Below are 26,196 nucleotides of genomic sequence, written 5' to 3'. Positions count from 1 at the left end.
AGAACTATGCAATACCGCACACTAGGCAACAGCGGCGCCGTGGTTTCCAATTACGCGCTGGGCACCATGACCTTTGGCGCCGAAGCCACTGAGGAAACGTCCTTCGCCATTCTTGATGACTACTTTGCAGCAGGTGGCAACTTCATCGACACCGCGGACGTCTACAGCCAGGGCGTCTCGGAACAGATCATCGGCCGCTGGCTGGCCGCCCGTCCCGAGGTCAGGGACCGTGCTGTCCTGGCCACCAAGGGCCGGTTCCCCATGGGCCAGGCCCCGAACGACCTCGGAACCTCCCGCCGCCACCTCACCCGGGCGCTCGATGACTCGCTGCGCCGGCTCGGCGTCGAACAGATCGACCTGTACCAGATGCACGCGTGGGACCCCATCACGCCGCTGGAGGAGACGCTGCGCTTCCTGCATGACTCCGTCAGCAGCGGCAAGATTGCCTACTACGGCTTCTCCAATTTCCTCGGCTGGCAGCTGACAAAGGCGGTGCACCTGGCCAAAGCCCACGGCTGGAGCGCCCCGGTGACCCTTCAGCCGCAGTACAGCCTGCTGGTCCGGGAGATTGAATCCGAGATTGTTCCGGCGTCGCTGGATGCGGGGATCGGCCTGCTGCCGTGGTCGCCCCTGGGCGGCGGCTGGCTCTCCGGCAAGTACAAGCGCGACGAGGCTCCGGCCGGCGCCACCCGGCTGGGCGAGAATCCCCAGCGCGGCATGGAAGCCTGGCAGGCCCGCAATGACGATCCGCGCACGTGGGAGGTCATTGGCACCGTTGAGAAGATCGCCGCGGACCACGGTGTGAGTGCCTCGCAGGTGGCACTGGCCTGGCTGGCGGACCGCCCGGCAGTCACGTCCGTGATCCTCGGTGCCCGCACCACGGAGCAACTGGCGGACAACCTCGCAGCCGCGGACCTGGAGCTGACGGAGGAGGAAACCCGGCGGCTGACCGAGGCCAGCCAGCCGCGGGTGGGCGTGTACCCGTACGGCCCCATGGCCCAGGAGCAGCGGAACCGGAAGATTGAGGGCGGCCGCTAGGCCGCAACCAGCGCCAACCAACTGACAAGGACCAACTGACAAGGGAGGCCGACGGCGGCAGGTGGCTGCCGCCGTCGGCCTTCCTTTTCTTGTCACCAAACCGCCGCCGCGGTAACTGCGGGGGGATAGGATCTGTTTACTATTCGCTGGGGGAGGACGGTTTACGTGGCAGGATCTTATGTGGCGAGGTCGCAGCAACGGAACGTCGCCATTTTCCTGGACATGGAGAATCTCTTTGGCGGGTACAAGAACGACGTCACGTCCGTACCGCTGGCCACAGTCGTGGATGACATCGAGAAGGTGGTGGGGGAAACAGGCCTGGGCGGGCAAACGGCGCTGACGAGGGCCTATGCCAACTGGGGCAGGGCGGACATGGCCGGCTACCGGAGCCAGTTGCTGGCCCACAACATCAAGCCCGTGCAGATTTTCTCGTTTGACCAGAGCAGCAAGAACGCAGCGGACATTGAACTGGTGGTCGACGCGCTGGAAGTGGCCGCTGACATGCCGTGGATAGAGCTTTTTGTGATTGTCAGCGGCGACGGCGACTTCGTCCCGCTGCTCCGGCGCTTGCACGCGCTGGGCAAGCGTTCGCTGGTGGCCACCACGTCCCAGCCGAAAGCGGGTGTGGTGAACAAGGTCCTGCAGTCGGTGGCCGACTACTTCCATGTCATTGACGTCCCGGCGCCGGCTGCTGCGGTGGTTGCACCTGCCGTGAAGAAGCCCCCGGCGCCGGCCAAGCCAGCGAAAAAGAAAAACGGTGCGCAGCACACCGAGCTCGAACTCTACAAAGCAAGCGTCCACGCGTTCCTCAAGGAAGACCCCACCTTGTGGGTGAACGGTTTGGTCAACGCACCCAGGCTCGGCCAGCTCCTGAGGAACCGCTGGCCCAATGTCACCTACAAGACTTTCGGCTACAAGACCTTGCGAGTGTTCGCGGAGGAAGGCTGCGGGTTGAAAGTTACCAGCGCGCCCGCCGGCAAGGCCGCGGCCGGCACCAGGGCGTGAGCGATGCCCTCAGCTGAAGCGATGCCCTCAGCTGACCGGTAGCACTTCGTAGCCGTCGGCCTGGGACACCAGTTGCCGGCCGTGGTTGCCGTCGAACCGCAGCCACATCACGGAGGAATCCTGCGTGGCGTCTTCCACCTCGCCGGTGCGGACCAGCCGTCCGTCGAGCCGCAGCTCAACCCGGCTGCCAATCAGCTCCTGCCAGGTGGTGGTCGGTTCAGGTGCGGGGCCGGCGGAGTTCATCCCGGGTCCAATCTGTGCGCGCTAACAATTATGGAATGCTATCCACCCCGGGGCTGTGAAGCAAATCACATTGGCTGGAGGATTGACCCTCCGCGTCAGACTTCGACGAGGAACGGCGTGGGTGCATACCGCACGCCGTTGATCTGGAGCTCCAAGGCGTGGCTGCCGGGGTGGTGGACCCGGGTGGTCATCTGGCGGAAGGCGTGGCGCTTCGACACCGTCCTGGTTTCGCCCGGGTCCAGGGTCAGGGCGGCCAGTTTGAAAACCTTCTCTGACTGGGAGCCATTGGCCTTCATGTAGTGCACGACGTAGTCCACCGCGAGCCTGGCAGGTTCTGCGCCCGTATTGGAGACCTCAAATTCAAAGGCGAGGTCCGCCGGCAGCGCCACGGTATCCCGGTCCAGCCTCGGCGGGGTGACGGAGAGTGATGCCGGGGCGAACCCCTGCAGGGCCAGTGCGCCCGGGTGGGCCTTCTTGACGAGGGTGCGCAGGCCGTGGCGGACCACCCACGGCGTATTGGCATCCGGCGCCTCAGTCCAGGCGGCAGCCGCGGCCAGCACCGTCTCAGGAGCGTGCCGTGCCAGGTCGTTGAGGTGGTTGGCCACCGAACGCCGGACGTACTCGTGCGGGTCCCGGTACAGGGCATCGAGGATGGGGACCGTTGCCTCGGGCCGCTGGACCAGGCCCGGGACCCGCACTGCCCAGGGGAGGTAAGGGCGGGTACCTTCGCTGGCGAGGCGGCGCACATGCTCATCAGGGTGGGCGGTCCAGGTCAGGACGACGGCGAGTGCACGGTCCAGGTCGGCGGCCAGCAGCCGCCGGATGGCGAATTCCCCGGTCAGCCGCGGGGTCAGTTCGGCCAGAAGCTGCAGGCAGTCTTCAAATTCGGCGGACGCGGTTGACCCGAGGGCCAGCGTTACTGCTGTTTCCGTCACCGGCCAGAGGGTCCAGCCGGTGAAGCCCGGGTCCCGGAGGGCGCTGCGGAAGACACGCGCCGCCGTCGGATAACCCCCCGGGCCGCCGGCAGCGGCAAGGTCGGCCAGCAGCCCGCGGCTGATGTGGTCCGTGCGTTCGCGGAGGCTCAGGTTCCCCAGCGATGCGCCGGCACTCGAGGCGTTGGACCAGGAAACGCCGGGGGCTGCATCCTCGAGCACGCGAACCAGCCGGCCGACGGCGGCATGGTCAATCAGTTCGTTCATGGCACCCATGCAAGTCAGGCTACAGTCTGCGCCCGGGCTGCCGTTGCCGCCGTCCTCAGGCCGGCAGCCGGCCAGTCAGCCCGGATCCGCCGTGCCGCCGCGAGCCAAATCCCCGGAATCGGGATAATCTCAGCGGACACAAATTTTCAAGACTGCATAGGCGGAAGCGGGACATGGCTGAAGATCGATCACGGAAATCGCCCCACTGGTGGCGGGTCTTCCACGACAAATTCGTGGTCGAAGAGCGGTACATGAGTGCTGCCTCCCGGAGGAACCTCTACCGCATCGCCGTGATCCTGATGATTGTTGGCGCAGCGCTCTTCTCGCTCGCCCTGACGGGGGTGCTCGGAAAAGACGGCCTGACCTTCATGGACGAGCCCGTCAGGGCATGGCTTGTCACCCAGCGGTCGGAGCCCCTCACCGCCGCCATGATCTTCCTGGCGATCGTGTTCGGGCCGGTGGCGCTGCCGATCATCGTCCTGGTGGTCACGGTGGCCTGGGGCCTTGCCGCGAAACACGCCTGGCGGCCCCTGCTGCTGGCCGGGGCCATGCTCACCGGAGTTGCGCTTGCCCAGATCATCGGCAGGTCGGTCGGACGGCAGCGGCCGCCGCTGGACCTCATGCTGTTCGGTCCCGACGTCACCTTTTCCTTCCCTTCGGGGCACGTACTCGGTGCCTGCGACTTCCTGTTGGTGACCACGTTCCTGATCTTTTCGCGGCGGCAAAGCACGTGGCCGGCGGTGGCCGCCTTCGCCGTAGCCGTCTTCGGGATTTTCCTGGCTTCCATCAGCCGGCTCTACCTGGGCTACCACTGGGTCAGCGACGCCCTGGCCTCGCTGTTCATCTCCTTCGTGGTGCTGGGCGCCGTCATCGCCCTGGACACGTGGCGGACGGCGCGCATCCCGGGGGAACAAATCACCGGGGAACTGTCCAAGGCCGATACTGTAGACAGCTAGCGCCGGGCGGCCGGCGTTGCGTTCCGGCGGCCGTCCCGAATCCCTGGTCAGCGCCGCGGGTGTGAGTCCCCTGAGCGTGAGCGGGCCTTTTTCAGCTCGATCCTGAGCTTGGCATTGGCCGCCTCGAGTTCCAGGACCTTCGCCACTCCGGCCAGGTTGAGCCCTTCGTCCAGCAGTTCACCGATGCGTTTCAGTACGGCGAGATCCGCATCGCTGTACTGTCGCGTCCCTCCCGAGGTGCGGTCCGGAGTGAGTAGGCCCTTCCGCTCGTACAGCCTGATGTTCTGCTGGCCCGTTCCCACGAGATGGGCCACCACGGAGATCGCATACAGGCCCGTTTCTGCGTTTCGCTCGGCCATGATCCTCCCCGAAAATTCCCTGCATATTGGTCTTGCAACAGTCTCTCACCGGTGCTATAAAAAATCTATACCCACCACCATAGATATGGCAGGCGGGTACCGCCAACGAAAGACAAACCACATGCTGAAGGAGTGGGAAATGATGTTGATGCGTACGGACCCGTTCCGTGAACTGGACAGGCTGACCCAGCAGGTGTTTGGAACCGCGGCACGGCCCGCGGCCATGCCGATGGACGCCTGGCAGGAGGACGGGGAGTTCGTGGTCGCGTTCGATCTGCCGGGAGTGGACATCGACTCCGTGGACCTCAACATTGAGCGGAACGTGCTGACTGTGCGGGCTGAACGGCGCGATCAAACTCAACCCAACGTGGAACTGGTCGTTTCGGAGCGCCCCCGCGGTGTCTTCAGCCGCCAGTTGATCCTCGGCGACACCCTGGACACGGACAACGTCAAGGCCAGCTACGACGCCGGTGTCCTGACTCTCCGTATCCCCGTTGCCGAACAGGCAAAGCCGCGCAAGATCGAAATCGAAACCAAGAACGACAAGATGCACGAGATCAGCACCTAATCGCCATCGAAAGAGCGCCATCGAAAGAGCGCCAGGGAAGTTCGCGGGGCGGCGGCCGGTAGGCGCCGGCAGCCGCCCCGCCACGCAGCGGACGGTGTGGGACGGCCATGAACAACCAGTTGCCTGACTACTACGGCGTGCTCAGCGTGGCCAGGACGGCCACGAGGCAGGAGATTTCGCGCGCGTACCGGGCGCTGATGCGCCTCCACCATCCTGACGTCGAGGGCAGGTCCAGCGGCGGGGGCAGCTCAGCCGGTGCCGGCCCGGACCCCAACGGGCTGCTGGGCATTATGGAAGCCTTTGCGGTGCTGGGCGATGCGAAAACGCGAGCTGAATACGACCGCGCACTGTCCGTTGCCCACCCCGCAGTTCCCCACCCCGGCCGCGGCGGACCCCGCGAGGTTCCGGTACGCCGGGTTCATACCCCGCAGCCTCCGCTGCTGCGGGTCACACCAGTGCTTTGGGAGCGCGGCCCCTGGCCGGGCACCGGTTAGTTAAAGAAGGAGCAGTCCATGAGCGCCTGGCGCCGTTATGATTCCCATCTGATTCCGGCGTTCCATGAACGCTTCGAGCAGCGGTGGGGCGTGGGTACAGCCCCGTTCCTGGATCCCGAGGCCCATGAGGAGCCGCTCCCGCGTGCCCAGTGGATCCATCCTGAGACGGGTGCGGCGCTGGCCGTGGTGCCCATCTGGACCCCGGATGACAGCCAGCACCGGTCCTTTGGGGTCTTCTATCTTCCCCCGGGCGGTGACATCTGGGTGCTTCGCCCGGGCTTCACGGGCTACCTTGAACCGGCCGCGGGTGACACGGAGCACCTGATTACGCTCCGCAATGATGCCTTCAAAAAGGCCCTGGCCCACGCCAAGGAATTCCTCTTCGGCTCCGACGCCGCGGTGCACTAAAATCAGTCCACCACCCGAAACTACATAAGGGATCACGCAGATGAACTACTCCGCCAAAGACCTGGCTGCCAGGATCCCGCCATCATTCACCATGGGTGTCGCCACAGCCGCCTTCCAGATTGAGGGCGCCCTCGACGAGGATGGCCGCGGACCGTCCGGGTGGGATGTATTTGCGAAGAGGCCCGGGGCAATAGTGGACGACCACAGCCCTGTCACAGCCTGTGACCACTACCACCGCATGCCCGAAGACGTTGCGCTGATGAAGGAACTGGGGGTGGATTCCTACCGGTTCTCACTGTCCTGGTCCCGTATCCAGCCCGGCGGCAGCGGTCCGGTCAACCCGAAGGGCCTGGACTTCTACGACCGCCTGCTGGATCAGTTGCTGGCCAGCGGTATCTCACCCATGGTGACGCTTTACCACTGGGACACCCCGCTGCCGCTCGACGAATCCGGCGGCTGGATGAACCGGGACACGGCGTACCGGCTGGGCGAGTTCGCATCCATTGCCGCAGCGGCCTTCGGCGACCGCGTGGCACGCTGGGTCACCGTCAATGAGCCGGCCACCGTGACCACCAACGGCTACGCCCTGGGCCTGCATGCTCCGGGCGAATCGCAGTTGCTCAAGGCGTTGCCCACAGTGCACCACCAGCTCCTCGGCCACGGCCTGGCCATGCAGGCCCTTCGCGCAGCCAATGTCCCCGGTGAAATCGGCATGACCAATGTCTATTCGCCCATGGTCCCGGCCTCGGTCAACCCGCTGGACAAGCTGAGTGCGGCGCTTATGGACGTTTTCCAGAACAGGCTGTTCGCGGATCCCGTGCTGCTTGGAAAGTACCCTGACGTTATCCGGGCCGCCACGTTCTTCAGCTCGTTCAGCCCCTCCGACGAGGACATGAAACTGATCTCGCAGCCGCTGGACTTTTACGGGCTCAACTACTACATGCCGACGCGGGTTGCGGCCGGCCCCGGTGACGGCGCGGTTCCCCCCGGCATGGCAGAGGCGATGGGGGACGACCTCAGCGGCAGTGCTCCCGGCGCGCCCTTCCACATCACCGAGTTCCCGAACGCGGAGACCACGGCGTACGGCTGGCCGATCAGGCCCGACTACATGCCCGTTGCCCTCGCGGAGATGGCCGAACGCTACCCGGAGCTGCCGCCCGTCTTCATCACCGAAGGCGGAGCGAGCTTTGAGGATCTGGTGGTGCGGGACAGGGCCGGGGACCGGATCATCATTCCGGACGAACGCCGCCTGCGCTATCTTGCCGACCACATCTCCAACGCAGTGGAGGCCACCAGCCCCGGCGGGGCCGCGGAATCGATCGATCTCCGCGGGTACTACGTATGGTCACTGCTGGACAACTTCGAGTGGTCCGCGGGCTACAAGCAGCCTTTCGGACTCCTGCATGTTGACTTCGAGACAATGGCCAGAACGCCCAAGGCGTCCTACTACTGGCTCCAGGAACTGCAGGAAGCCCGCAAGGAGGCTGCCGCCAAGGCGGTGGGCGAGAGTGCCGCCGGGGAACCGGAGCCCGTGGCCTGAGCCCTCAGGCTGGCACAGCAGGGGAGGCCGGCCGGCAAGCGTACCGGCCGGCAGGTGTCCCGGATCAGACGATTTTGAGGTCTGCGAGGCCCCTGGTGATGCCGGCGCCGTCGGGGGAGTAGATCCACGGGACGGTGGAGCCGGTGTGGTCACCGTTCTCCGAGTGGCCGCCGGCCAGCACGGACTCGCCAACCGACAGCTGGCGGATGGCAATGGCGGCTACGCGGTCGCCGTGGTCCCGGGCGAACCTTGAATAGATCTGCTCGTCGTGCTGGCCGTTGTCGCCGATCAGCAGCCACCGCATATCCGGGAATTCCTTGGCCAGACGCTCGAGGTTTCCGTTCTTGTGCTCCTGGCCGCTGCGGAACCAGCGGTCCTGGGTCAGCCCCCAGTCCGTCAGCAGGAGGGGACCGGCCGGGTACATGTTGCGGGTCAGGAACCTTGCCAGGGTGGGCGCGGCATTCCACGGTCCGGTGGACAGGTAGATCACCGGCGCGTCGGGGTGTTCCACCACCAGCCGGTCCATGAGGACCGGCATGCCCGGCGTGGCCATCCGTGCGCGCTCACTCAGCACGAAGGTGTTCCACAAGGCCAGGAAAGGCCTGGGCAGCGCCGTGACCATGACAGTGTCGTCGATGTCGGACACGATGCCGAACTTCGTGTCGGGGCCGATCACAATGATGTTGGCCTGGACGGCCTCGGTTCCTTCAGCCCGGAGGGTGGCTGTGTGCCAGCCGGGGGAGAGGGCCACGTCCACCACGGTGTCCACAAGGCCGCCGCGGTCCGCCTTGACGCGCGTGGTCACGCCTTCGATTTCGATGTCCACCTCTGTGAACTGCAGCGGCACGCTGGTGAAGGCCCGCCAGCCGCGGATGTTCTGGTTGCCGTTCTTCGCGGCGTGTTCGGCGCGGCTGCCCGGCTTCGGCTTGGTGGTCAGAACCACCCGGCCAAGGACCCGCACCCACGACGTGGAGCCGTACCCCTGGTACGCGACTGTCTGCGGAACAAAATTCCAGCGCCGGGCCAGCTTGATGCGGGCGCTGTTGACCGTGTCCGAGACCTTGTGAGCCGCCCGAAAGGCATGATTTCCGGACACCGATGATTCCTGCGACGCCAATTCCATGCCTCCACTCTGCCACAACGGCGCCCATCGCCAACGGTGCTGTGCCACTAAGGCGCCGCATCGTAACAAGGGAATCAGCCGTCCCCCAGCAGCCACCGCAGGGTGTCGGCGTTCCGCACGGCGTTGCCGCCGCCGTCGTTGTTGAAATAGGCGAACACGTCCTTGCCCTGGCCCTGCCACTCGCGGATGCGGTCAGCCCACCACCGAAGGTCATCGTCGGAATACGATCCCCCGTAGAGGTAATCATGGTCCGGTCCGTGCAGGCGGATGTACACGAACGGCGCCGTGGCCCGCAGGATGCAGGGCAGGTTGGCCCCGCTCATGATGCAATAGGCGGCCCCGTGGCGTTCCAGCAGGGCATACACTTCGGGATGGTCCCAGCTGGGGTGGCGGAATTCAACCGCCACGCGCACCCACCACGGCAGGGCCGCGAGGAAGTAGTCGAGCCGGGCGTCGTCGCGGGCAAAACCCGGCGGGAGCTGGACCAGCAGGACCGCCCGCTTGTCACCGAGCTCGTGCCAGCACCTGATGATCCGTTCCACCCAGACCTCGGGGGCGTAAAGCTTCTTCGCGTGGGTCAGTCCGCGCGGGGCCTTGACGGACATCATGAAGCCTTCGGGAAGGCGTCGGCGCCAGCTGGCGAACGATGATTCCCGCGGCCAGCGGTAGAAGCTCGCATTCAGCTCCACCGTGCCAAAACGCGCAACGTAGTGCTGCAGGCGGTCGCGTGCCGGAAGTCCCGGAGGATAGAGTACGTTCTCCCAGTGGTCATAGCTCCAGCCGGACGTTCCGATGTGGATCCCCATGGCGTCTTTCGAAGTCAGTCGGCCGCCGGGCTCAGACTTCGCCGGCCCAGTCCTGCGCGTGCGGCGCAAACGCGTCTTCCCAGCGCCGGCGCTCGGTCTCCGGCAGCGGGCCGCGTCCGACGGCGGCCGCCGCGGCCTCCAGGTTGCGCACCTTGGACGTACCCACGATCGCCGTGCTCACCCCCGGGCTGAAGGCTGAGAACCGCAGCGCGGTGCCCTGCCAATCATCGGTTTCCGGTTCGACGTCCATCCTGCGCAGCCGTTCCCAGTAGGTCTCCCCGTACACGCCCACGGGGCGTTCGTCGTGGCGCCACGGGGCGTTGGCCAGGGGCCGCTTGGCCACCACTCCCAGTCCCTGCCCTCCGGCCGCGGGCAGGACGTCATTCCGGGATCGCTGGTCTGCGAGGTTCACGGAGGACTGCAGGGCGCCGAACACGCCGGCGGTTGCGGCCCAGGCAAGGGCGTCGTTCTCCCCGCTATAGCCCGGAACCCGGACTTTTCCGGCCTCTACGCAACGCAACAGCGCCTCCACTGCCTCACCGTCCTGGAGGACGGAAAGCGGACAGGAGTGCAGGAAGACGACGTCGATTACCTCGGTTCCCAGCTTCCGGAGGGCCTCGTCCACGCCGCCGGTCACCGCGGCCGCGCTCCAGTCCTCCGCGCCGTCGACGTCGTATCCCACTTTCGTGGACAACACCACGGTGTCGCGTTGTCCACCAAGGTCGGATAGCCAGGAGCCGATCCGTTCCTCGGAGAGGCCGTAGCCGCGTGCTGTGTCGATGAAGGTGACGCCCAAATCCAGTGCCCGGTCCAGCAGTCCGTGGGCCTCGCGCTCGCTGACGTCGTCATAGCCAATATGGCCGGCGCCGAACCCGAGGGCGGACACGCTCAGGGAAGAGTTTCCAAAGTTCCGTTGCAGCATGCCTTGGATAGTAGTCGGCCCGGACCGCTTGTGGCACTGTAAGGTCCATGGCACGCATAGAGGATTACGCCCTGGTGGGCGATCTGCAGACGGCGGCTCTCATCAGCACCGAGGGTTCCATTGACTGGCTGTGCCTTCCGCGGTTTGATTCGCCGGCCTGCTTCAACGCGCTGCTGGACACCCCGAAAGCAGGGCGGTGGCTGTTGGCGCCGGCCGATGCACGGGAGTGCACGCGGCGGCACTACCGCAAGGGGACCCTCATCCTGGAAACGGAATGGGAAACGTCCACCGGCAAGGTGAAGGTCATCGACTTCATGCCCCCGCGCGACAGCGTTGCGGACATCGTACGGATAGTGGTGGGCGTCCGCGGATCCGTCCGGATGCGCGGCGAACTCGCGCTCAGGTTCGATTACGGACACATCGTGCCCTGGGTCCGGCACGATGAACACGGCATCCACGCCATCGCCGGTCCTGATGCCGCCTACCTGGTCACGGACGCCCCGCTGCGCGGCGAACGCATGCAGACCATCAGCGACTTCACCGTGCGGGCGGGCGAGAGGGTGCCTTTCGTGTTGACCTGGTCGCCGAGCCACCTGCACCGCCCCCGGTCCGTCGAACCTGAGGCGGTCCTGGAGTCAACGGAGTTGTTTTGGCGGGAATGGTCTGCCAAATGCAAGATCACCGGCCCCTATCGTGAGGCCATCGAGCGCTCGCTGATCACCTTGAAGGCGTTGACGTATGCTCCGACCGGAGGCATTGTGGCGGCGGTGACCACTTCGCTGCCGGAGCAGCTGGGCGGACCGCGTAACTGGGATTACCGCTACTGCTGGCTGCGGGATGCCACGCTGACCCTGCAGGCGCTGCTTGCCGCCGGCTACACCGAGGAAGCCGCGTCCTGGCGGGACTGGCTGCTGCGGGCGGTGGCCGGGGATCCGGCCGACCTGCAGATCATGTACGGCATCCACGGGGAGCGGCGGCTGCCGGAGATGGAGCTGCCTTGGCTGGCAGGCTACGAAAAATCCACGCCCGTCCGGATCGGTAACGGCGCCGCGGGCCAGCTCCAGCTGGACGTGTGGGGCGAGGTGCTGGACTGCCTGGCACTGACCCGGCACTCGCTGTTGAAACACAGCGATGAAGCCTGGGATGTCCAGGTTGCCCTCATGGAACACCTCGAGGGCGCCTGGCAGCGGCCCGACAACGGGCTGTGGGAGATGCGCGGCCCGCAGCGGCACTTCACCCACTCAAAAGTGATGGCCTGGGTGGCGGCGGACCGGATGGTCAAGGGCGTGCGGGACTTCGGCCTGGTGGGGCCGGCCGACCGCTGGGAAGCCCTGCGTGACACAATCCACGCAGACGTCATGGCGAACGGGTTCGATGCGGGGCGCAACACCTTTACCCAGTCCTATGGCAGGCCTGAGCTGGACGCGAGCCTGCTGCTGATACCCCGCGTGGGTTTCCTGCCGCCCGATGACCCCAGGGTTGTGGGCACCATTGACGCCGTGCAGCGGGAGCTTACCCACGATGGCTTTGTGCTTCGGTACCGTCCTGCGGATGCCGACGACGGACTGCCCGGCGACGAAGGCGTCTTCCTGGCCTGCTCCTTCTGGCTGGTGGAAGCACTCATCGGCGTGGGCAGGCGCCACGAAGCCAAGGAGCTGTTCGAAAGGCTTTTGGCCTTGCGCAACGATGTTGGCCTCCTTAGCGAGGAATGGGGCGTGGAAGCGGGCCGCCAGTTGGGGAACACGCCCCAGGCGTTCAGCCACTTCGCGCTGGTCATGAGTGCCATGGAGCTGCACGAGGACAGTGTGCAGCGCAGCGACACCCCAGTGCACGGGCACTGATCCCGGCCCCTGCCGGTCACATTTGGTTCAGCTGGGGACCGCGGCGCGCTGCGTGGTTCCATGGTCACTGAACCTAATGGAGCAGGCACGAAGGAGTGTGGACCGGTGAAATTTGCGCGTCTTGGAGATCCCGGCAGGGAGCAGCCGGCCGTCCAGCCCGGCGGGCCCGAGTCCGACGGGAAATGGTATTCACTGGCCGGCATCGCCGCCGACATTGACGGTACGTTCCTTGAATCCGGTGGCGTCGCCCGGGCCCGCGATGCCTTTGAGGCCGGGAACCTGGCCGAAATCCCCGACGCCGGCACCCTCCGTTTCGGCGCCCCGCTGGCCCGCCCCGGCACTGTCGTGGGGATCGGCCTGAACTATGCCGGCCATGCCGCCGAGTCCGGTGCCGCGGTACCGGAGGTCCCGGTGGTGTTCCTGAAGCCAAGCAACACGGTGGCAGGGCCCTTCGACGACGCCCCCATCCCGCCGCTGTCCCGCAAGTACGACTGGGAAGTGGAGCTGGCCGTGGTGATCGGACGGCGCGCCTCCTACCTGCCGTCGGTGGACGACGCCGCGGACTATGTTGCCGGTTACGTGCTGGCCAACGATCTGTCGGAGCGGGACTACCAGCTCCCCGGCGCCGCGGGCCAGTGGGTCAAAGGAAAGTCGCTTCCCGCTTCCACGCCCCTTGGCCCGTGGTTCGTCCCGGCCGCTGACCTGGATTCCACAGCCCTGCGGCTGCGGACCTGGGTGAACGGCGACCTGCGCCAGGACTCGTCCACGGCGGACCTCATCTTTGACGTACCGGCCGTGGTGCATCACCTGAGCCAGTTCATGGTGCTGGAGCCCGGCGATGTGATCCTGACGGGCACCCCGGAGGGCGTGGCCCTGTCGGGGCGCTTCCCGTACCTGCAGGACGGCGACGTGCTGGAACTGGAAGTCGAGGGACTGGGCCGCCAGCGCCAGGTCCTTCGCCGGGCTACGGCGGCCTAACCCCGGTCCGCCGGCTTCCGCGCCGTCGGCGGTCAGCGTCCCCGGAATCCGGCGGGACTTCCGAATCCAGCAGAGGTAAGTATACTTACTAATACCTCAAGTCGGGGTCGGAACGGAGGAATTGCAATGGCTGGATACTTCGAACTGGTTGATGCGCCGGACGGCGGCTACCGCGTCAAGCTCATCGACGGAAGCGGAAACCTGATGGCCATCTCGGTAACCTTCCCCACGAAACGCGCCGCAGCGGCGGGTGTGGCCAAGGCCCGGGAGATCGCCGGCACCGGGCTGATCCGGGACCTTAGCGTGAGTCAGGACTCGGAGCCACTCAAGCAGCCGCCCGTACGGCAGCACGTCAAGGCGCCGAAGAACATCGGCGTTCTGGGGTCGGGGAGGCCCACCGGAGCTACGGGCGCCAAACGTGCCCGGACACACTACTGACGCGAACGGCGGCTATGTCACCCAACGGTCCCGGCGGCCGCAAGCGCGGGGTCCTCTTCGATGTCGACGGGACCCTGGTTGATTCCTGCTACCTCCACACGCTCGCGTGGTGGCAGGCGTTCCGGGAGGCCGGGCTCGATGTACCGATGGCGTCCATCCACCGCTCTGTGGGCATGGGCGGAGCGGAGCTGCTGGACCGACTCCTGCCGGCAGGCCGCGACAAATCCGAAGACGCATCCATCATGTCCTCCCATGGTGCCGTTTTTGCCACCTTCTGGCCCGCGCTCCGTCCGCTTGACGGGGCGCGGGACCTGCTGGCCCAGTGCTACGAAAGCGGCTTCGCCGTCGCCCTGGCCTCCTCTGCCCGGCAGAGGGACCTGGACGTACTTCGCGCCACATTGCGGGCGGACTCTTTTATCCACGCCGCCACCAGTTCCAATGATGCCGAGCGGGGCAAACCAGCGCCGGACATCCTGGCTGCGGCCCTGGCCGCCGTGGACCTGCGGGCAGAGGACGTCGTTTACGTGGGCGACGCAGTCTGGGATGTCTACGCGGCGGGTAGGCTGGGCATTCCCACTATCGGGCTCACGTGCGGGGGGACCTCTGCTGCGGAACTACTGGAGGCCGGCGCCGTGGAAATCTACCAAAATCCGAGGGAGCTCCTGGCGAACCTGCGGGACAGCGCGATTGGCAGGCTCGCCGGAAGCTCCCAGTGAACGGGGCCCTAGGCGTCCGCGATGGCGCCCTTGTTCCAGGAGACGGCGACACTGACTGACCCGTCGTCATCCCGTTCAACCTCGGTGACCACATCGGTGGGGCCCGCGCCCATTTCCATCAGCTTGGCCCGGTACGACGTGATCAATTCCTCAAGGCTGGATTCTGTCCACTCGCCGGGACGCATCCGCGTCGAAATCTCCACCGGCTCTGGTTGGTACAGCGTCATGTCGTTGCCTTTCCTCGATGCTCGGATTCCCCACGCTATGATCCCCGGCGCCTGCACGCAATAGATGTACTCAGTGTGCTTAGTTTCGGCTTCCGGGCCCTAGCCGCCGGCCTGTTTGCGGGAGAATTTCTTCCAAGCCTTCCAAAATGAAGCTTCGGCGCTCGCGGCAAGAGCCTCCTCCTTTGCGTGGAGGCGGCCGTACGTGAAACTGCTCGCGTCAATGCCGTACCCGCCGCCGCTGGCCACACCGTTGCCCGGAGCCCGGCTGCCCAGGTCAGCCAGGAGGGTCCTTGCCACCACGCTGTCCTGGTGGAGGCCGAGGACCTGCTGCAGTTCATGGGCCCGTTTGGCCGCCTTGGCGGCCTTCTTGCCCGCCACAGGCTCGGCCGCTTCGGCGGCGTACCGGAGGCGCTTGGCCGCCTTCCGGACCTCGTGCAGGCCCGCGTCGTGGGCATTGCCGGCGGGGGCCAGGCCGCCGTGGGGCGGGCTGCCCGGGGTGTCCGGCAATTCGTGCACCCTGCGCAGCACTTTGGCGGTGTCCTTGGCGACGAGCTTCAGCATTGCTTTGCGTGGTTCGCGGGCGGCTTTGCCCGTCAGGGGTGCCAGCGTGACAAGGTCCTGGAGGCGCTCGACCAGACGGGCATAGCGGTCTCCGTCGAGGGCCTCAAGTGCGGCTCTGCGGCCAGCGGCTGAGGCGGACTCCATTTCCTCGTCGATCTGCCGGGCTACGGGCCCGAAGACCAGTGCGTCCGGTTCCTGGGCCAGGAGGTCCCGGAGCCGCTGGTGGATCACTTCGGGATCCCGGGCCGCACCCAGCACACCGGAGAACCACTTCAGCTCGTCCCGCACTTCGGAGACCGCCGCGCCGTCGTCGAAGAACTTCTTGCCCGTGGCCAGTAACGACCGCAGGCGGCGGGCGGACATCCGCATCTGATGAACTGAGTCGGGCAGGTCCTGCCGCACCAGGGGTTCCTGCTCCCTCAGCCCGGCAAGTTGCTGTGCCAGATAGTTTGTCAGGACCTCGCCGGCTGTGGTGGGCATGCTTCACTTTACGTCGCCCGGGGTTCCGCCAGAAGGGCCGCAAGACCTTCCATTCCGCGGACAAGCGGCGCACCTAACAGCTGGCGTTCAGGGCCTCCTCGACGACGTCGGTGAGGTCGTCCACGATGCCGTTGCCGGTGGAGCTGAAGGGCTTTGGCGGACTGGCCAGGGCGAACGATGCCTGCCGGGTTCCGTCAGCGCTGGACATTGAAATGACGCCGTACCCGGCGTTCTGGCCGGCCTGGCCGTAGTAGAAGTCGTTGGTGCAGGTGTCGTTCCAGCGCTGGATGCCGAGGCCGTACTGCGCGTACGGCGGGTCCTGCATTTCCGTGACCAGGGCCCGGGGGATCAGCCGGCCCTGGAGGAGTGCCGCGAAGAAAACGTTCAGGTCGCCGACGGAGGACACCAGGCCGCCGGCAGGGTCGCCCGCATGGAGTGGGGCGTAACTGACGTCCAATCGCTCGCCGAAGCTCGTGACATAGCCATGGACCAGCGAGGGCGGGGCCGGACCGTAGCCGGTCATCGAGGTGGATCGCAGGCCCAGCGGCTCAATGATGTCAGAGCGCACCACCTCGCCGATCGGGCGTCCGCGCAGCCGTTCCACGATCATGCCCAGCACGATGTAGTTCGAAGCGGAGTGCTCAAAACCCTGTGCCAACCTGCGCTTCCACGGCTGGGTCGCTGCCAGGGCGAGGAATTCGCGGTGGCTCCGGCCCGTGGCCAGCACATCGCGCAGGCTGGCCTGCTGGAGGAGCGGCATCGTGTAGTCCGGCATCCCTGATCGGTGCTGCAGCAGCTGCCGGACCGTGACAGGCCCTGGCGGGTGCATGATGCCCTCGAACTCCGGCAGATGCTTGCTAACCTCATCCTCAAGGCCCAGCCTGCCTTCGCTGACCAGCTTGAGCACAGAGACTGCCACGAAGGATTCGGTCACGCTGGCAATGGGCACCTGATCGGTGGTCTCCACCGGCTCCCGGTTCTCCAGGCTCGTGACACCGAAGGCGCGCACCCGTTCTTCACCCCGCACTTTGGCCTGCATCACGACGGCAGGGGCTCCGTCGTCGAGCATTGCGTTGCCGAACTCCTCCAGTGCTTCCGCCAGCCGTGCGATCGACGAGGGCTGCTCAGGCGGCTCCGGGGCCGCAGTGCAGCCGCCGAGTGCGGCGGCCAAAACGGCTGCGGTTGCCGCGGCCGCGGCCCGGAACTGTAGGGTGCGAATCCAAGCCACGGAACTCATGTTCCTCAGCCGGTCCGGACGCGTCAACAGCTACCGGTGCCGCCCTAGCAACCCGGTCAAAGTCCCGTTAACGCCCAGCTGACTGGCAGTTAACGTTGCGAAACCGCGTTTTGGCGACGTTAACTGCCAGTCAGTCGGGTGGGGACTAGCCGGGACTAGGTCAGCCGGATCTGGCGGTTCATGTCCTTGTACAGCAGGTAACGGAACTGGCCCGGGCCGCCGGCGTAGCAGGCCTGCGGGCAGAAGGCGCGCAGCCACATGAAGTCCCCGGCCTCCACCTCAACCCAGTCGTTGTTCAGCAGGTACATGGCCTTGCCCTCCAGGACGTACAGGCCGTGCTCCATGACGTGGGTCTCCGGGAACGGGATGACCCCGCCCGGCTGGAACGTCACAATGTTCACCTGCATGTCGTGGGCCAGGTCGCTGGAATCCGTGAAGCGGGTGGTCTTCCAGGCGCCGTCGGTATCCGGCATCGCGGTGGGTTCCACCTCGGCATCACTGGTGACAAAGGACTTTGCCTCGTACCCCTCAAGCCGCTCGTAGGCCTTGCGGATCCATTGGAAAGAGACGATGTCATCCGAGACGTTCTCCAGACCCCAGGCGGCACCGGCGGCGAGGTAGGCGTAGCCGCCTTCCTCAAGCTGGTGCAGTTCGCCGTCGAGGGTCAGGTTGACCTTGCCCTTGGTGACGAACACAACGCCTTCGACGCCGGGCTCAAACTCGGCCTTGGGAGCGCCGCCGCCCGGGCCGATCTCCACGATCAGCTGCGAAAACGTGGTGGCAAACCCGGAGATCGGACGGGCCAGGATCCAGGAGCGGGTGTTGGAGAAGCCCGGCAGGGTGCTGGTCACGATGTCGGTCATGACGCCCTTGGGGATGACCGTGTAGGCCTCCGTGACGATGGCCCGTTCCGTGGTGAGGTGGGTCTGCGGCGGCAGGCCGCCCTGGGGGTAGTAATACTTGCCCATCATTGGATCCTTACTTAGAGGTGGAGTGTGCCAGCCGTGGGTGGGCCAGACCGGTTAGCTGGGGAATTCCGACGCCGGCAAGCGCCTGGACGTCGTCGGCACCAACGGCGCCGCACTGGACGCCGCGCAGCACGAATGCAGCCAGCGCGCGGGCGGTGGCGGGTTCGTCCATGACCCCGCCCTCGGTGCGTTCCACGTAGTTGCGCAGCCGGGCCGCCGCGGCGGGCAGCCCTTGCCGGTAGAACGCGTAGGTGGCCGCGAACCGGCTGGGCAGCTGGGCGGGATGCAGGTCCCAGCCCTGGTAGTAGCCGCGTTCCAGGGAGCGCCGCACCAGCCGGCCGTGCAGCCGCCACGCGTTCTCTACGTTGTCGCCCACCGGGATGATGTTGGTGGAGCCGTCCGACAGCCGGATGCCGGTTCCGGCCACCGCCAGCTGCATGACTTCCTTGGCGAAGTCCGCCACCGGGTGCTCCATGGACTGGTACTCGGCCGAGATCTGCAGCGAGGCGGAGTAGTCGTAGGTGCCGTAATGCAGGCCGCTGATCCGGCCGGGCACGGCGTGTGGAAGCTGCGCCACCGGCGAGGTGCCTTCCGGGCCGAGGATGAGCTGCGGCGTCTCCACCTGCACCTCGAACCGCAGCCGGCCGGCGGGCAGCGAATGGGCTTCCTCCAGCCGCGCCACGGCAAAGTCCATGGCCCTGACCTGCGCCACGGTGGTGACCTTGGGCAGGGTAAGGATCAGGCCCTGCGGCAGCTCGCCCGCTGCGGCCAGTCCGGAGACGAACAGGTCCAGGGTGCGCAGCCCGCGGGCCCTGGTGGCCGCCTCGAAGCACTTGAAGCGGATGCCGATGAACGGGGGCGCAGTGCCCGCCGCAACTGCGGCGGCCACGGCGGACGCCGCCGCAACAGCGGCCTCGTCCTCGGCGTCGTCGCCCCTGTCACCGAAACCGTCCTCGAAGTCCAAACGCAGGTCCTCGATGGGTTCGCTTTCCAGCTTGGCCTGGACCCGCGCCGCCACGGCTTCAGCGAGTTCGGCGTCCTGGCCCAGCAAGTGGCCCAGCCGGGTCAGGCCGCCGTGCGCATCCGCGGCGGCCAGAGCCTGCGCGCCCCAGTCGGCGGAGAACGACGGCGTGAAACGGTCAGCCGGTACATACACGGTATGCACCGGCTGGCGGGTGCCGTCGTCGCCCGGGTAGTTGCGTTCCAGCAACTGGTCGGTCGCCGCCAGCTGGGCGTCGATCTGCGCCAGGTCCGCCGCGCTGAGAGATCCGGAGGGTACCGCCATGCCTCAGCCCACCAGTTCGTAGGCCGGGGTGGTCAGGAAGTCCGTGTAGTCCTCGGAGAGGCAGATGTCCGCGATCAGGTCGCTCGCAGGCTTGTAGTACTTGGCGAAGGCTTCCTCGCCCACTTCACCCCGGAGCTTTTCGGTTTCCTCGGCAAGAATGGTGCTGACCAGTTCCCGGGTGACAGTGTTCCCGGTATCTGCCAGGACCACGCTGTTGCGGATCTGCTGCCAGACTTGCGACCGGGAGATCTCCGCGGTGGCGGCATCCTCCATCAGGTTGTGGATGGCCACCGCGCCGTTGCCTGAGATCCACACTGCCGTGTAGGCGACGGCAACGTAGAGGTTCAGGCGCAGCCCGGCCTCCGTGACGGTGCCGTCCGCCGAGGCGATGTCCAGCAGCTGGTCCGCGGTGACGTGGACCTCCGGGCGCTGCTTGTCCAGCTGGTTGGGGCGCTCGCCCAGGACGGAATCGAACACTTCCTGGCACACCGGCACCAGGTCCGGGTGTGCCACCCATGAACCGTCGAAGCCGTCATTGGCCTCGCGCGTCTTGTCCGCGCGGACCTTCTCGAACGCCTGGGCGGTGACCTCGGGTTCGCGGCGGTTGGGGATAACGGCAGCCATGCCGCCCATGGCAAAGGCGCCGCGGTGGTGGCAGGTCTTGACCAGCAGTTCGGTGTAGGCGCGCATGAACGGTGCCGTCATGGCCACGGTGGCGCGGTCCGGCAGCACGAAGTCCGCTCCGGCGTCGCGGAAGTATTTGATGATGCTGAACAGGTAGTCCCAGCGTCCGGCGTTCAGCCCGGCGGCGTGGTCGCGGAGCTCGTACAGGATCTCGTCCATCTCGAACGCCGCGGGAATGGTCTCGATCAGCACGGTGGCCTTGATGGTGCCCTGCGGGATGCCCAGGAAATCCTGCGCGAAGACGAACACGTCGTTCCAAAGGCGCGCCTCGAGGTGGCTCTCCATCTTGGGCAGGTAGTAGTAGGGACCCTGGCCGTTGAGCAGGAGCTGCTTGGCGGTGTGGAAGAAGTGCAGGCCGAAGTCCACCAGCGCACCCACGGTGTGTTCGCCGTCGAGCAGGAGGTGGCGTTCCTCCATGTGCCAGCCGCGGGGCCGGGCCACAACAACGGCGAGCGGTGCGTCGGTGCGGAGCCGGTATTCCTTGCCCTCCGGGGACGTGTAGCTCAAGGTGCCCGTGGCCGCATCCCGGAGGTTCAGGATCGCATCAATGACGTTGGCCCAGGTGGGCGTGCTCGCGTCCTCAAGGTCGGCCAGCCACACCTTGGCGCCGGAGTTGAGGGCATTGATGGCCATCTTGGCCGGCGAGGCAGGGCCGGTCATTTCCACGCGGCGGTCCTGCAGCGCGGCGGGCGCCGGAGCAACCTTCCAGTCGCCCTCGCGGACATCCTTGGTTTCGGGCAGGAAATCGAGCTTTCCGGTCCGGGCCACCTGCTCGCGCTTGGCCACGCGGGCTTTGAGGAGTTCGGCGCGGCGGCCCGCAAACCGCTTGTGGAGCTCCTCCACGAAGGCCAGTGCCTTCGGGGTGAGGATTTCCTCTGCTCGTGCAATCGGCTGCGGGTCTGTGACTGAGAGAGCCATTGTCCGGGTCCTTTCTAGGCTGCGAATCAGGCGTTGGCGGGTTCTAGGTTTGCGTGCGCTGCGTTGGCTGCTTTGGCTGCGCTTGCTGCGTTCGCTGCATTTGCGACGGCGGCGGCCACATCGGCCGCAACATGCGGGTCGAACACGCTGGGGATGATGTAGCTGGCATTGAGTTCGTCGTCAGCCACGCGGTTGGCGATGGCCTCAGCTGCAGCAACGAGCATGTCCGGCGTGATGTCCGAGGCTCCGGCGTCCAGCAGCCCGCGGAAGAACCCGGGGAATGCCAGGACGTTGTTGATCTGGTTGGGGAAGTCGCTGCGCCCCGTAGCCACCACTGCCGCATGCTTTGACGCTACCACCGGGTCGATTTCCGGAGTGGGGTTGGCCATGGCGAATACGATTGCACCCTTGGCCATAGCGGCCACCTGCTCCTCGCCGATCACATGCGGGGCGCTGACGCCGATGAAAACGTCCGCCCCGACGAGGGCTTCATGCAGCGTGCCGGAGAAGCCTTCTTCGTTGGTGTTGGCGGCGATCCAGCTGCGGTGTTCGTCGCTGTATTCCTCGCCGGAGTGGATGGCGCCGGAGCGGCCGGCGGCGATGATGTGCTGCGCGCCCTGGGCCTTGAGGAGCTGGATGATTGCCGAGCCCGCGGCGCCGACTCCGGACACCACGATCCTGACGTCGGCGAGCTTTTTGCCCACCACGCGCAGGGCGTTGACCAGGGCGGCAAGGGTGACGATTGCCGTGCCGTGCTGGTCGTCATGGAAGACAGGAATGTCGAGTTCCTCGCGGAGCCGGTTTTCGATCTCGAAGCAGCGCGGTGCGGCGATGTCCTCGAGGTTTACGCCGCCGTAGACCGGTGCCAGGGCCTTGACGATCTTGATGATTTCCTCGGTGTCCTGGGTGTCCAGGCAGACCGGCCAGGCGTCCACGTTGGCGAACTGCTTGAAGAGCGCGGCCTTGCCTTCCATTACCGGAAGCGCTGCGGCCGGGCCGATGTTGCCGAGGCCCAGGACGGCGGAACCGTCGGTGACGACGGCGATCGTGTTCCGCTTGACCGTCAGGTTGCGGGCCGCCGCCGGGTCCTCCGCGATGGCCAGGCAGACGCGGGCGACGCCGGGGGTGTAGGCGCGGGAAAGGTCGTCCCGGTTGCGCAGGGCTACTTTAGGGACCACCTCGAGCTTGCCGCCGAGGTGCATCAGGAAGGTGCGGTCGGAGACGTGCTGGACCGTGACGCCGTCGAGCGCGTTCAGGGCGTCCTTGACGCGGGCGGCGTGTTCGTCGTCGGTGGTGTTGCAGGTGACGTCCACAACCAGCGTTTCGTGGTGCGACTCGGTGACGTCCAGGGCGGTGATGGCTGCTCCGGCAGCGCCGACGGCGGCGGCCAGTTCGCTCGTTGCGGTAAAGCTGGACGGCGCCTCTACGCGCAGGGTGATCGAATTTCCGGGGCTCGGGTTCGCCATTGAATGTTCCTCCTGGTCGGGCCCCGGACGCTGAGCGCAGCGGGGCGTACTGCTCAATCAGATGTTTTCGTATTATGGATATTATTATCTACTTTGTGGAAACACAAGCCCTTGGCGAGCATCGACGGGGGAGGGCGCGTGCTGTATCTTGGGTCTTCTAAGCAATTTTTTTCACGATGTGGATAAGAGTTGTCGGAATCGATACCGCAGGAGACCACGGTTATGGCTGAAAAAGCCCCGGGAGGCGTGCAGTCCGTTGAGCGCGTCTTCGAACTTTTGGAACTGATCACTGACGCCGGCGGAGACGTTACGCTCAGCGAGCTTTCTTCCTCCACCGATCTGCCTCTTCCCACCATCCACCGCCTGCTGCGCACCCTGGTCACCCTTGGCTACATCCGCCAGCTGCCCAACCGGCGGTATGCACTTGGTCCGCGGCTCATCCGGCTCGGCGAGGGCGCCAACAAGCAGCTCGGTGCACTGGCCCGGCCGCAGCTCAAGTCCCTCGTGGACCGGCTGGGGGAGACGGCCAACATGGGCGTCCTGGACTCCGACATGGTCATCTACGTGGCTCAGGTGCCGTCCCTGCACTCCATGCGGATGTTCACCGAGGTGGGCAAACGCGGTTACATGCACGCGACCGGCATGGGCAAGGCGATATTGGCCCAGCTGGACGATGACACGGTCCGCGGGATTGTGGGACGCCAAGGGATGCCCACCCCCACCCCCAAGAGCATCGGCGACGTTGATTCCCTGCTCCTTGACCTGAAGCTGATCCGTGAACGCGGCTACTCCATCGACGAGGAGGAGCAGGAAATCGGCGTCCGCTGCTTCGCGATGGCAGTCCCGAACGCGCCGACGCCCACGGCCATCTCGGTCTCCGGGCCGGTCTCGCGCGTGGACCAGTCCTTCGCCGAACGTGCGGTGCCGCTCCTGCGCGAAGCAGCCCAGGCGATCTCCGACGAGCTCAACCAAAACTGACCCCCGCCGTCGTAAGTCGAGCGCGAACGGACACTTAAGCCCCGGCGGCGGGTGCTACACCAGCGTGCCGTCGCTGACCGCGCCGCTCTCCTCGCCGGCGGGTTCGAGCGAGATCATCGGGGACCTGCGCTCAAGGGCCTGGAAGACCACGTACCCGAGGGCGCAGCCAAGGAACCAGCTGTAGTTGCCGATCCAGGTGGCGTTCACCGCGGTGGCGCCGGTGTCGAGCAGGATTTTGGGAATCAGTACGGAGGCGATGGAGATTGCACCGCTGATGGCCACGGCCTTGACGGCGTTCGGGTTGTAGCCGTTCCGGAACCAGTACCGGCCGGTGGTCTTCAACGTGTACATGTCGTCCACCCAGACTTTCTGGCGGCTCACCACGTAGTACCCGGCGATCAGGATGCCGAACAGCGGGCCTATCAACGCGCCCAGGACGCCCAGTGTGTAGTGGATGGCGTCGTTGTTGGAGTACCAGTTCCACGGGGTCAGGATGACGGAGCCGACGGCGGCAATCATGCCGCCTGCCCGCCAGCTGATTTTCTGCGGGCTGACATTGGAGAAGTCGAACGCGGGCGAGATGAAGTTGGCCACGATGTTGATGCCCACGGTGGCGATGACGAAGGTGAGTCCGCCCAGCAGCACGGCGAAAACGGTGTCGATTTCCTGAACGGTCTTGACCGGGTCCGTGATGAGGCGGCCGAACACCGGGATCGTTGCTGACGCCGTGATGACCGTGAGGAGCGAGAAGAACAGGAAGTTCACCGGCAGGCCCAGGAAGTTGCCCTTCTTCACGGCCTTGTAGCTCTTGCCGTACCGGGCGAAGTCACCGAAGTTGAGCATGGGCCCGGAGAAGTAGGACACCACCAGGGCGATCGCGGAGACCATCACCGGGATGGAGGCGGCGAAGTCCAGGGGCGGCCCGCTGGAGAGGTTCAGGCTGATGTTGCCGATGCCCGCCTTGGAGACCAGGTAGATGGCCAGGACAAGCATCACCACATAGACGGCGGGGCCCGCGAAGTCGATGAACTTGCGGATGCTTTCCATGCCGTTCCAGAAGAGCGCGGCCTGTGCCACCCAGAGGATGCCGTAGCAGATCCAGCCCAGGGTGGAGAGGCCCAGGAAGCCGTTCTGTTCGACGTCGTACAGCGGCGCCATGCCGGGGAAGAACTTCAGGAAGACGATCACCAGGGCTTCGGAGGCGAGGAAGGTCTGGACGCCATACCAGGCAACTGCGATCAGTCCGCGGATGATTGCCGGGATGTTGGCGCCCTTGACGCCGAAGACGGCCCGGTTGATGACGGGGTACGGCACGCCGGTCAGCTGGCTGGGCTTGGCCACGAGGTTGCAGAAGATGTTGACGATCACGATGCCCGCCAGCAGCGCCACGAGGACCTGCCAGCTGGCCAGGCCCAGGGCGAAGAGGCTTCCTGCCGTGACATAGCCGCCGATGCTGTGGACGTCCGACATCCAGAAGGCGAACAGGTTGTAGCTGGTCCAGCGCTGGTTCTTAAGGGGGACCAGATCCTCGTTGCTGAGCTGGGGATCGTAGTCGGGGAGCTGGCCGGTGCGGGCGGGTGCTGCCACCCGGGGTGCGGCCGTCGCGGAATCTGTCATGGTTTCCTCTGAGAGATGGGGACAGCCGCCGATCCGGCCGTTTCGCACTTTCAATTAGATGGAACCAATGTTTCAGAGCTGTTTCTGGCGCAACAAATCCTGTTTACTTCAGCCCGTTGCTGTGCTGCGACAAGCTGTGCTGCGGCGGCGTTGTGCGGCGGCGGCGCGCGGGCGCCCCGGGCGGGCGCCGGGCCGGGTTAGCGCGCTTCGATCTCGCCCAGTGTGTCGAACATGCCCGTGACCTCGCGGACCCGCTCGCGGCCGGCCCGTCCCGAGGCGATGAGCACACCGTTGGCCAGCGCGCTGACCAGGCTCATGGCCGCGGCGTAGCTGTCAAAGGCGTGGGCGCCGTCCACCGGGCACTCGAGCCAGATGGCGGCGTCGGCAGCGAGAAGGCGGGCGCTCGGGTCCGCGATCAAGATGGTCGCTGCCCCGGTGGCCGACGCTGCCTGGAGGATCTTGCGGAAACCGGCAGGCCGCCGTCGGAAACCGAACAGGACCACCGCGTCGCCGGCGCCCAGGCCGGCGAACTCTTCGCCGAGGCTCTGCCCGGGCTGCGGTGCCACGGATACCGCGGGGCGGCACTGGAGGAGCTGCTGACGGAAGTGCAGCGCCACCGGGAAGCTGTTGCGGAAGCCGAGCAGCAGCACGGTGCCAGCACCGGCGAGTTTGCCGCTGGCCTCTGACAGCCTGTCCTCGTCGAGCGATTCAGCCAGCCGGCGCAGATTTTCCTGCTCCTGCCCCCAGTGGGCGGCCAGGCCGCCGTCGGACGACTGCGGGCCCAGCGGCATGCCGCTGGAACGGATGGACCGGGTATGTTCCTTGACCTCGTTGAAATCCTCGAAGCCGAGCCGCCGGAACAGGCGGCTCATGGTGGCTTTGGAGACACCGCTGAGCCTGGCAAGTTCCGCGGCGTTGTAGACGGCGAGCTCCCCGAGGCGGTCCAGGAGCGTGTCTGCCGCCTTTTGTTCCTGGGGGCTCAGCTCCGCATAGTGCCGTTGGATGCGTTCGTCGATCCTCATGAAACAACCGTCTCACAGGAGGGGCGGCTGCAGCATCGGCCGCGGCGGCACGGATCAGCGACGCAGAAGCGCGAACGGACAGTTGGGGCCCTGTCGGAAAGGGGCCGCAGCTGTCCGTT

27 protein-coding genes are annotated in these 26,196 nt (G+C 66.1%); 12 read left to right on the top strand and 15 right to left on the bottom strand.

Annotated features, from left to right (window positions below):
- Window positions 1–6: 6 nt before the first annotated feature.
- Complete coding sequence (locus TV39_RS17460) at window positions 7–1,038, top strand: aldo/keto reductase (RefSeq protein WP_043484068.1); 1,032 nt, start codon at window positions 7–9, stop codon at window positions 1,036–1,038.
- A gap of 165 nt (window positions 1,039–1,203) precedes the next feature.
- Entirely contained in the window at window positions 1,204–2,043 is an 840-nt protein-coding gene (locus tag TV39_RS17455) for an NYN domain-containing protein (RefSeq protein WP_144406457.1), read from the top strand.
- A gap of 27 nt (window positions 2,044–2,070) precedes the next feature.
- Here the strand turns inward: TV39_RS17455 and TV39_RS17450 are convergent, their stop codons facing one another.
- Entirely contained in the window at window positions 2,071–2,286 is a 216-nt protein-coding gene (locus TV39_RS17450) for a hypothetical protein (protein ID WP_043484062.1), read from the bottom strand.
- A 95-nt stretch (window positions 2,287–2,381) separates the two neighbouring features.
- Window positions 2,382–3,494 (bottom strand): DNA alkylation repair protein, encoded by a 1,113-nt coding sequence (locus TV39_RS17445; protein ID WP_043484052.1) that lies wholly within the window; start codon window positions 3,492–3,494, stop codon window positions 2,382–2,384.
- A 164-nt stretch (window positions 3,495–3,658) separates the two neighbouring features.
- Here TV39_RS17445 and TV39_RS17440 point away from each other — a divergent pair, with 164 nt between their 5' ends.
- Window positions 3,659–4,441, top strand: a complete 783-nt coding sequence (locus TV39_RS17440) for a phosphatase PAP2 family protein (RefSeq protein ID WP_043484049.1) — start codon at window positions 3,659–3,661, stop codon at window positions 4,439–4,441.
- Between the two features lie 47 nt (window positions 4,442–4,488).
- Here the strand turns inward: TV39_RS17440 and TV39_RS17435 are convergent, their stop codons facing one another.
- Complete coding sequence (locus tag TV39_RS17435; RefSeq protein ID WP_043484046.1) at window positions 4,489–4,800, bottom strand: MerR family transcriptional regulator; 312 nt, start codon at window positions 4,798–4,800, stop codon at window positions 4,489–4,491.
- Window positions 4,801–4,942: 142 nt separating this feature from the next.
- Here TV39_RS17435 and TV39_RS17430 point away from each other — a divergent pair, with 142 nt between their 5' ends.
- From TV39_RS17430 to TV39_RS17415, 4 genes are all read left to right on the top strand, one after another.
- A complete protein-coding gene (locus TV39_RS17430; protein ID WP_043484712.1) occupies window positions 4,943–5,368 on the top strand; it encodes an Hsp20/alpha crystallin family protein in 426 nt (141 codons plus the stop codon).
- A 107-nt stretch (window positions 5,369–5,475) separates the two neighbouring features.
- Window positions 5,476–5,862, top strand: a complete 387-nt coding sequence (locus TV39_RS17425; protein WP_043484043.1) for a J domain-containing protein — start codon at window positions 5,476–5,478, stop codon at window positions 5,860–5,862.
- A gap of 18 nt (window positions 5,863–5,880) precedes the next feature.
- Window positions 5,881–6,270, top strand: a complete 390-nt coding sequence (locus tag TV39_RS17420; protein WP_043484041.1) for a hypothetical protein — start codon at window positions 5,881–5,883, stop codon at window positions 6,268–6,270.
- 40 nt (window positions 6,271–6,310) lie between these two features.
- A complete protein-coding gene (locus TV39_RS17415) occupies window positions 6,311–7,810 on the top strand; it encodes a GH1 family beta-glucosidase (protein ID WP_043484039.1) in 1,500 nt (499 codons plus the stop codon).
- Between the two features lie 64 nt (window positions 7,811–7,874).
- Here the strand turns inward: TV39_RS17415 and TV39_RS17410 are convergent, their stop codons facing one another.
- From TV39_RS17410 to TV39_RS17400, 3 genes are all read right to left on the bottom strand, one after another.
- Window positions 7,875–8,933, bottom strand: coding sequence for an App1 family protein (locus tag TV39_RS17410; protein ID WP_043484038.1), 1,059 nt, complete (start codon window positions 8,931–8,933; stop codon window positions 7,875–7,877).
- A 74-nt stretch (window positions 8,934–9,007) separates the two neighbouring features.
- Window positions 9,008–9,739 (bottom strand): DUF72 domain-containing protein, encoded by a 732-nt coding sequence (locus TV39_RS17405; protein WP_043484037.1) that lies wholly within the window; start codon window positions 9,737–9,739, stop codon window positions 9,008–9,010.
- 31 nt (window positions 9,740–9,770) lie between these two features.
- Window positions 9,771–10,661 carry an aldo/keto reductase gene (locus TV39_RS17400; protein ID WP_043484035.1) on the bottom strand — a complete coding sequence of 297 codons (891 nt, stop codon included), beginning with the start codon at window positions 10,659–10,661 and terminating at the stop codon, window positions 9,771–9,773.
- Window positions 10,662–10,708: 47 nt separating this feature from the next.
- Between TV39_RS17400 and TV39_RS17395 the strand changes: the two genes are divergently transcribed.
- The 4 genes from TV39_RS17395 to TV39_RS17380 all read left to right on the top strand — a co-directional run bounded on the left by TV39_RS17395 (window position 10,709) and on the right by TV39_RS17380 (window position 14,634).
- Complete coding sequence (locus TV39_RS17395; RefSeq protein ID WP_043484033.1) at window positions 10,709–12,502, top strand: glycoside hydrolase family 15 protein; 1,794 nt, start codon at window positions 10,709–10,711, stop codon at window positions 12,500–12,502.
- A 105-nt stretch (window positions 12,503–12,607) separates the two neighbouring features.
- A complete protein-coding gene (locus tag TV39_RS17390; protein WP_200891047.1) occupies window positions 12,608–13,480 on the top strand; it encodes a fumarylacetoacetate hydrolase family protein in 873 nt (290 codons plus the stop codon).
- 126 nt (window positions 13,481–13,606) lie between these two features.
- Window positions 13,607–13,918 (top strand): hypothetical protein, encoded by a 312-nt coding sequence (locus TV39_RS17385; RefSeq protein WP_043484029.1) that lies wholly within the window; start codon window positions 13,607–13,609, stop codon window positions 13,916–13,918.
- A gap of 14 nt (window positions 13,919–13,932) precedes the next feature.
- Entirely contained in the window at window positions 13,933–14,634 is a 702-nt protein-coding gene (locus TV39_RS17380) for an HAD family hydrolase (protein ID WP_043484028.1), read from the top strand.
- 8 nt (window positions 14,635–14,642) lie between these two features.
- Here TV39_RS17380 and TV39_RS17375 read toward each other — a convergent pair whose 3' ends face one another.
- The 7 genes from TV39_RS17375 to TV39_RS17345 all read right to left on the bottom strand — a co-directional run bounded on the left by TV39_RS17375 (window position 14,643) and on the right by TV39_RS17345 (window position 22,460).
- A complete protein-coding gene (locus tag TV39_RS17375) occupies window positions 14,643–14,861 on the bottom strand; it encodes a hypothetical protein (protein ID WP_043484026.1) in 219 nt (72 codons plus the stop codon).
- A gap of 99 nt (window positions 14,862–14,960) precedes the next feature.
- Window positions 14,961–15,902 (bottom strand): CHAD domain-containing protein, encoded by a 942-nt coding sequence (locus tag TV39_RS17370; RefSeq protein WP_052500611.1) that lies wholly within the window; start codon window positions 15,900–15,902, stop codon window positions 14,961–14,963.
- 73 nt (window positions 15,903–15,975) lie between these two features.
- Window positions 15,976–17,139, bottom strand: a complete 1,164-nt coding sequence (locus TV39_RS17365) for a serine hydrolase domain-containing protein (RefSeq protein WP_043484023.1) — start codon at window positions 17,137–17,139, stop codon at window positions 15,976–15,978.
- 155 nt (window positions 17,140–17,294) lie between these two features.
- Complete coding sequence (locus tag TV39_RS17360; protein WP_043484707.1) at window positions 17,295–18,107, bottom strand: bifunctional allantoicase/(S)-ureidoglycine aminohydrolase; 813 nt, start codon at window positions 18,105–18,107, stop codon at window positions 17,295–17,297.
- Window positions 18,108–18,117: 10 nt separating this feature from the next.
- Entirely contained in the window at window positions 18,118–19,392 is a 1,275-nt protein-coding gene (locus tag TV39_RS17355; RefSeq protein ID WP_043484020.1) for a DUF6986 family protein, read from the bottom strand.
- A gap of 3 nt (window positions 19,393–19,395) precedes the next feature.
- A complete protein-coding gene (gene aceB / locus TV39_RS17350; protein WP_043484018.1) occupies window positions 19,396–20,994 on the bottom strand; it encodes a malate synthase A in 1,599 nt (532 codons plus the stop codon).
- Window positions 20,995–21,020: 26 nt separating this feature from the next.
- Window positions 21,021–22,460, bottom strand: a complete 1,440-nt coding sequence (locus TV39_RS17345; RefSeq protein ID WP_043484015.1) for an NAD-dependent malic enzyme — start codon at window positions 22,458–22,460, stop codon at window positions 21,021–21,023.
- Window positions 22,461–22,682: 222 nt separating this feature from the next.
- Between TV39_RS17345 and TV39_RS17340 the strand changes: the two genes are divergently transcribed.
- A complete protein-coding gene (locus TV39_RS17340) occupies window positions 22,683–23,438 on the top strand; it encodes an IclR family transcriptional regulator (RefSeq protein ID WP_043484012.1) in 756 nt (251 codons plus the stop codon).
- Between the two features lie 54 nt (window positions 23,439–23,492).
- On the opposite strand, the gene TV39_RS17335 is transcribed toward TV39_RS17340, so the two are convergent.
- Window positions 23,493–25,055, bottom strand: a complete 1,563-nt coding sequence (locus TV39_RS17335; protein WP_043484009.1) for an NCS1 family nucleobase:cation symporter-1 — start codon at window positions 25,053–25,055, stop codon at window positions 23,493–23,495.
- A 197-nt stretch (window positions 25,056–25,252) separates the two neighbouring features.
- Complete coding sequence (locus TV39_RS17330) at window positions 25,253–26,077, bottom strand: MurR/RpiR family transcriptional regulator (protein WP_043484006.1); 825 nt, start codon at window positions 26,075–26,077, stop codon at window positions 25,253–25,255.
- Window positions 26,078–26,196: the final 119 nt, after the last annotated feature.

This window comes from Arthrobacter sp. SPG23 (assembly GCF_000876655.1).
Classification (GTDB): Bacteria; Actinomycetota; Actinomycetes; order Actinomycetales; family Micrococcaceae; genus Arthrobacter.
Note: the sequence above shows the minus strand (reverse complement) of the source record. Positions and strands in the feature narration are given on the sequence as shown.

Excerpts from the sequence above, each read along its gene's own strand:
- TV39_RS17460 (WP_043484068.1), top strand. The coding sequence starts at position 7 with ATGCAATACCGCACACTAGGCAACAGCGGCGCCGTGGTTTCCAATTAC.
- TV39_RS17450 (WP_043484062.1), bottom strand. The coding sequence starts at position 2,286 with ATGAACTCCGCCGGCCCCGCACCTGAACCGACCACCACCTGGCAGGAG.
- TV39_RS17445 (WP_043484052.1), bottom strand. The coding sequence starts at position 3,494 with ATGGGTGCCATGAACGAACTGATTGACCATGCCGCCGTCGGCCGGCTG.
- TV39_RS17440 (WP_043484049.1), top strand. The coding sequence starts at position 3,659 with ATGGCTGAAGATCGATCACGGAAATCGCCCCACTGGTGGCGGGTCTTC.
- TV39_RS17435 (WP_043484046.1), bottom strand. The coding sequence starts at position 4,800 with ATGGCCGAGCGAAACGCAGAAACGGGCCTGTATGCGATCTCCGTGGTG.
- TV39_RS17430 (WP_043484712.1), top strand. The coding sequence starts at position 4,943 with ATGTTGATGCGTACGGACCCGTTCCGTGAACTGGACAGGCTGACCCAG.
- TV39_RS17425 (WP_043484043.1), top strand. The coding sequence starts at position 5,476 with ATGAACAACCAGTTGCCTGACTACTACGGCGTGCTCAGCGTGGCCAGG.
- TV39_RS17420 (WP_043484041.1), top strand. The coding sequence starts at position 5,881 with ATGAGCGCCTGGCGCCGTTATGATTCCCATCTGATTCCGGCGTTCCAT.
- TV39_RS17415 (WP_043484039.1), top strand. The coding sequence starts at position 6,311 with ATGAACTACTCCGCCAAAGACCTGGCTGCCAGGATCCCGCCATCATTC.
- TV39_RS17410 (WP_043484038.1), bottom strand. The coding sequence starts at position 8,933 with ATGGAATTGGCGTCGCAGGAATCATCGGTGTCCGGAAATCATGCCTTT.
- TV39_RS17405 (WP_043484037.1), bottom strand. The coding sequence starts at position 9,739 with ATGGGGATCCACATCGGAACGTCCGGCTGGAGCTATGACCACTGGGAG.
- TV39_RS17400 (WP_043484035.1), bottom strand. The coding sequence starts at position 10,661 with ATGCTGCAACGGAACTTTGGAAACTCTTCCCTGAGCGTGTCCGCCCTC.
- TV39_RS17395 (WP_043484033.1), top strand. The coding sequence starts at position 10,709 with ATGGCACGCATAGAGGATTACGCCCTGGTGGGCGATCTGCAGACGGCG.
- TV39_RS17385 (WP_043484029.1), top strand. The coding sequence starts at position 13,607 with ATGGCTGGATACTTCGAACTGGTTGATGCGCCGGACGGCGGCTACCGC.
- TV39_RS17380 (WP_043484028.1), top strand. The coding sequence starts at position 13,933 with ATGTCACCCAACGGTCCCGGCGGCCGCAAGCGCGGGGTCCTCTTCGAT.
- TV39_RS17375 (WP_043484026.1), bottom strand. The coding sequence starts at position 14,861 with ATGACGCTGTACCAACCAGAGCCGGTGGAGATTTCGACGCGGATGCGT.
- TV39_RS17370 (WP_052500611.1), bottom strand. The coding sequence starts at position 15,902 with ATGCCCACCACAGCCGGCGAGGTCCTGACAAACTATCTGGCACAGCAA.
- TV39_RS17365 (WP_043484023.1), bottom strand. The coding sequence starts at position 17,139 with ATGAGTTCCGTGGCTTGGATTCGCACCCTACAGTTCCGGGCCGCGGCC.
- TV39_RS17360 (WP_043484707.1), bottom strand. The coding sequence starts at position 18,107 with ATGGGCAAGTATTACTACCCCCAGGGCGGCCTGCCGCCGCAGACCCAC.
- TV39_RS17355 (WP_043484020.1), bottom strand. The coding sequence starts at position 19,392 with ATGGCGGTACCCTCCGGATCTCTCAGCGCGGCGGACCTGGCGCAGATC.
- aceB (WP_043484018.1), bottom strand. The coding sequence starts at position 20,994 with ATGGCTCTCTCAGTCACAGACCCGCAGCCGATTGCACGAGCAGAGGAA.
- TV39_RS17345 (WP_043484015.1), bottom strand. The coding sequence starts at position 22,460 with ATGGCGAACCCGAGCCCCGGAAATTCGATCACCCTGCGCGTAGAGGCG.
- TV39_RS17340 (WP_043484012.1), top strand. The coding sequence starts at position 22,683 with ATGGCTGAAAAAGCCCCGGGAGGCGTGCAGTCCGTTGAGCGCGTCTTC.
- TV39_RS17335 (WP_043484009.1), bottom strand. The coding sequence starts at position 25,055 with ATGACAGATTCCGCGACGGCCGCACCCCGGGTGGCAGCACCCGCCCGC.
- TV39_RS17330 (WP_043484006.1), bottom strand. The coding sequence starts at position 26,077 with ATGAGGATCGACGAACGCATCCAACGGCACTATGCGGAGCTGAGCCCC.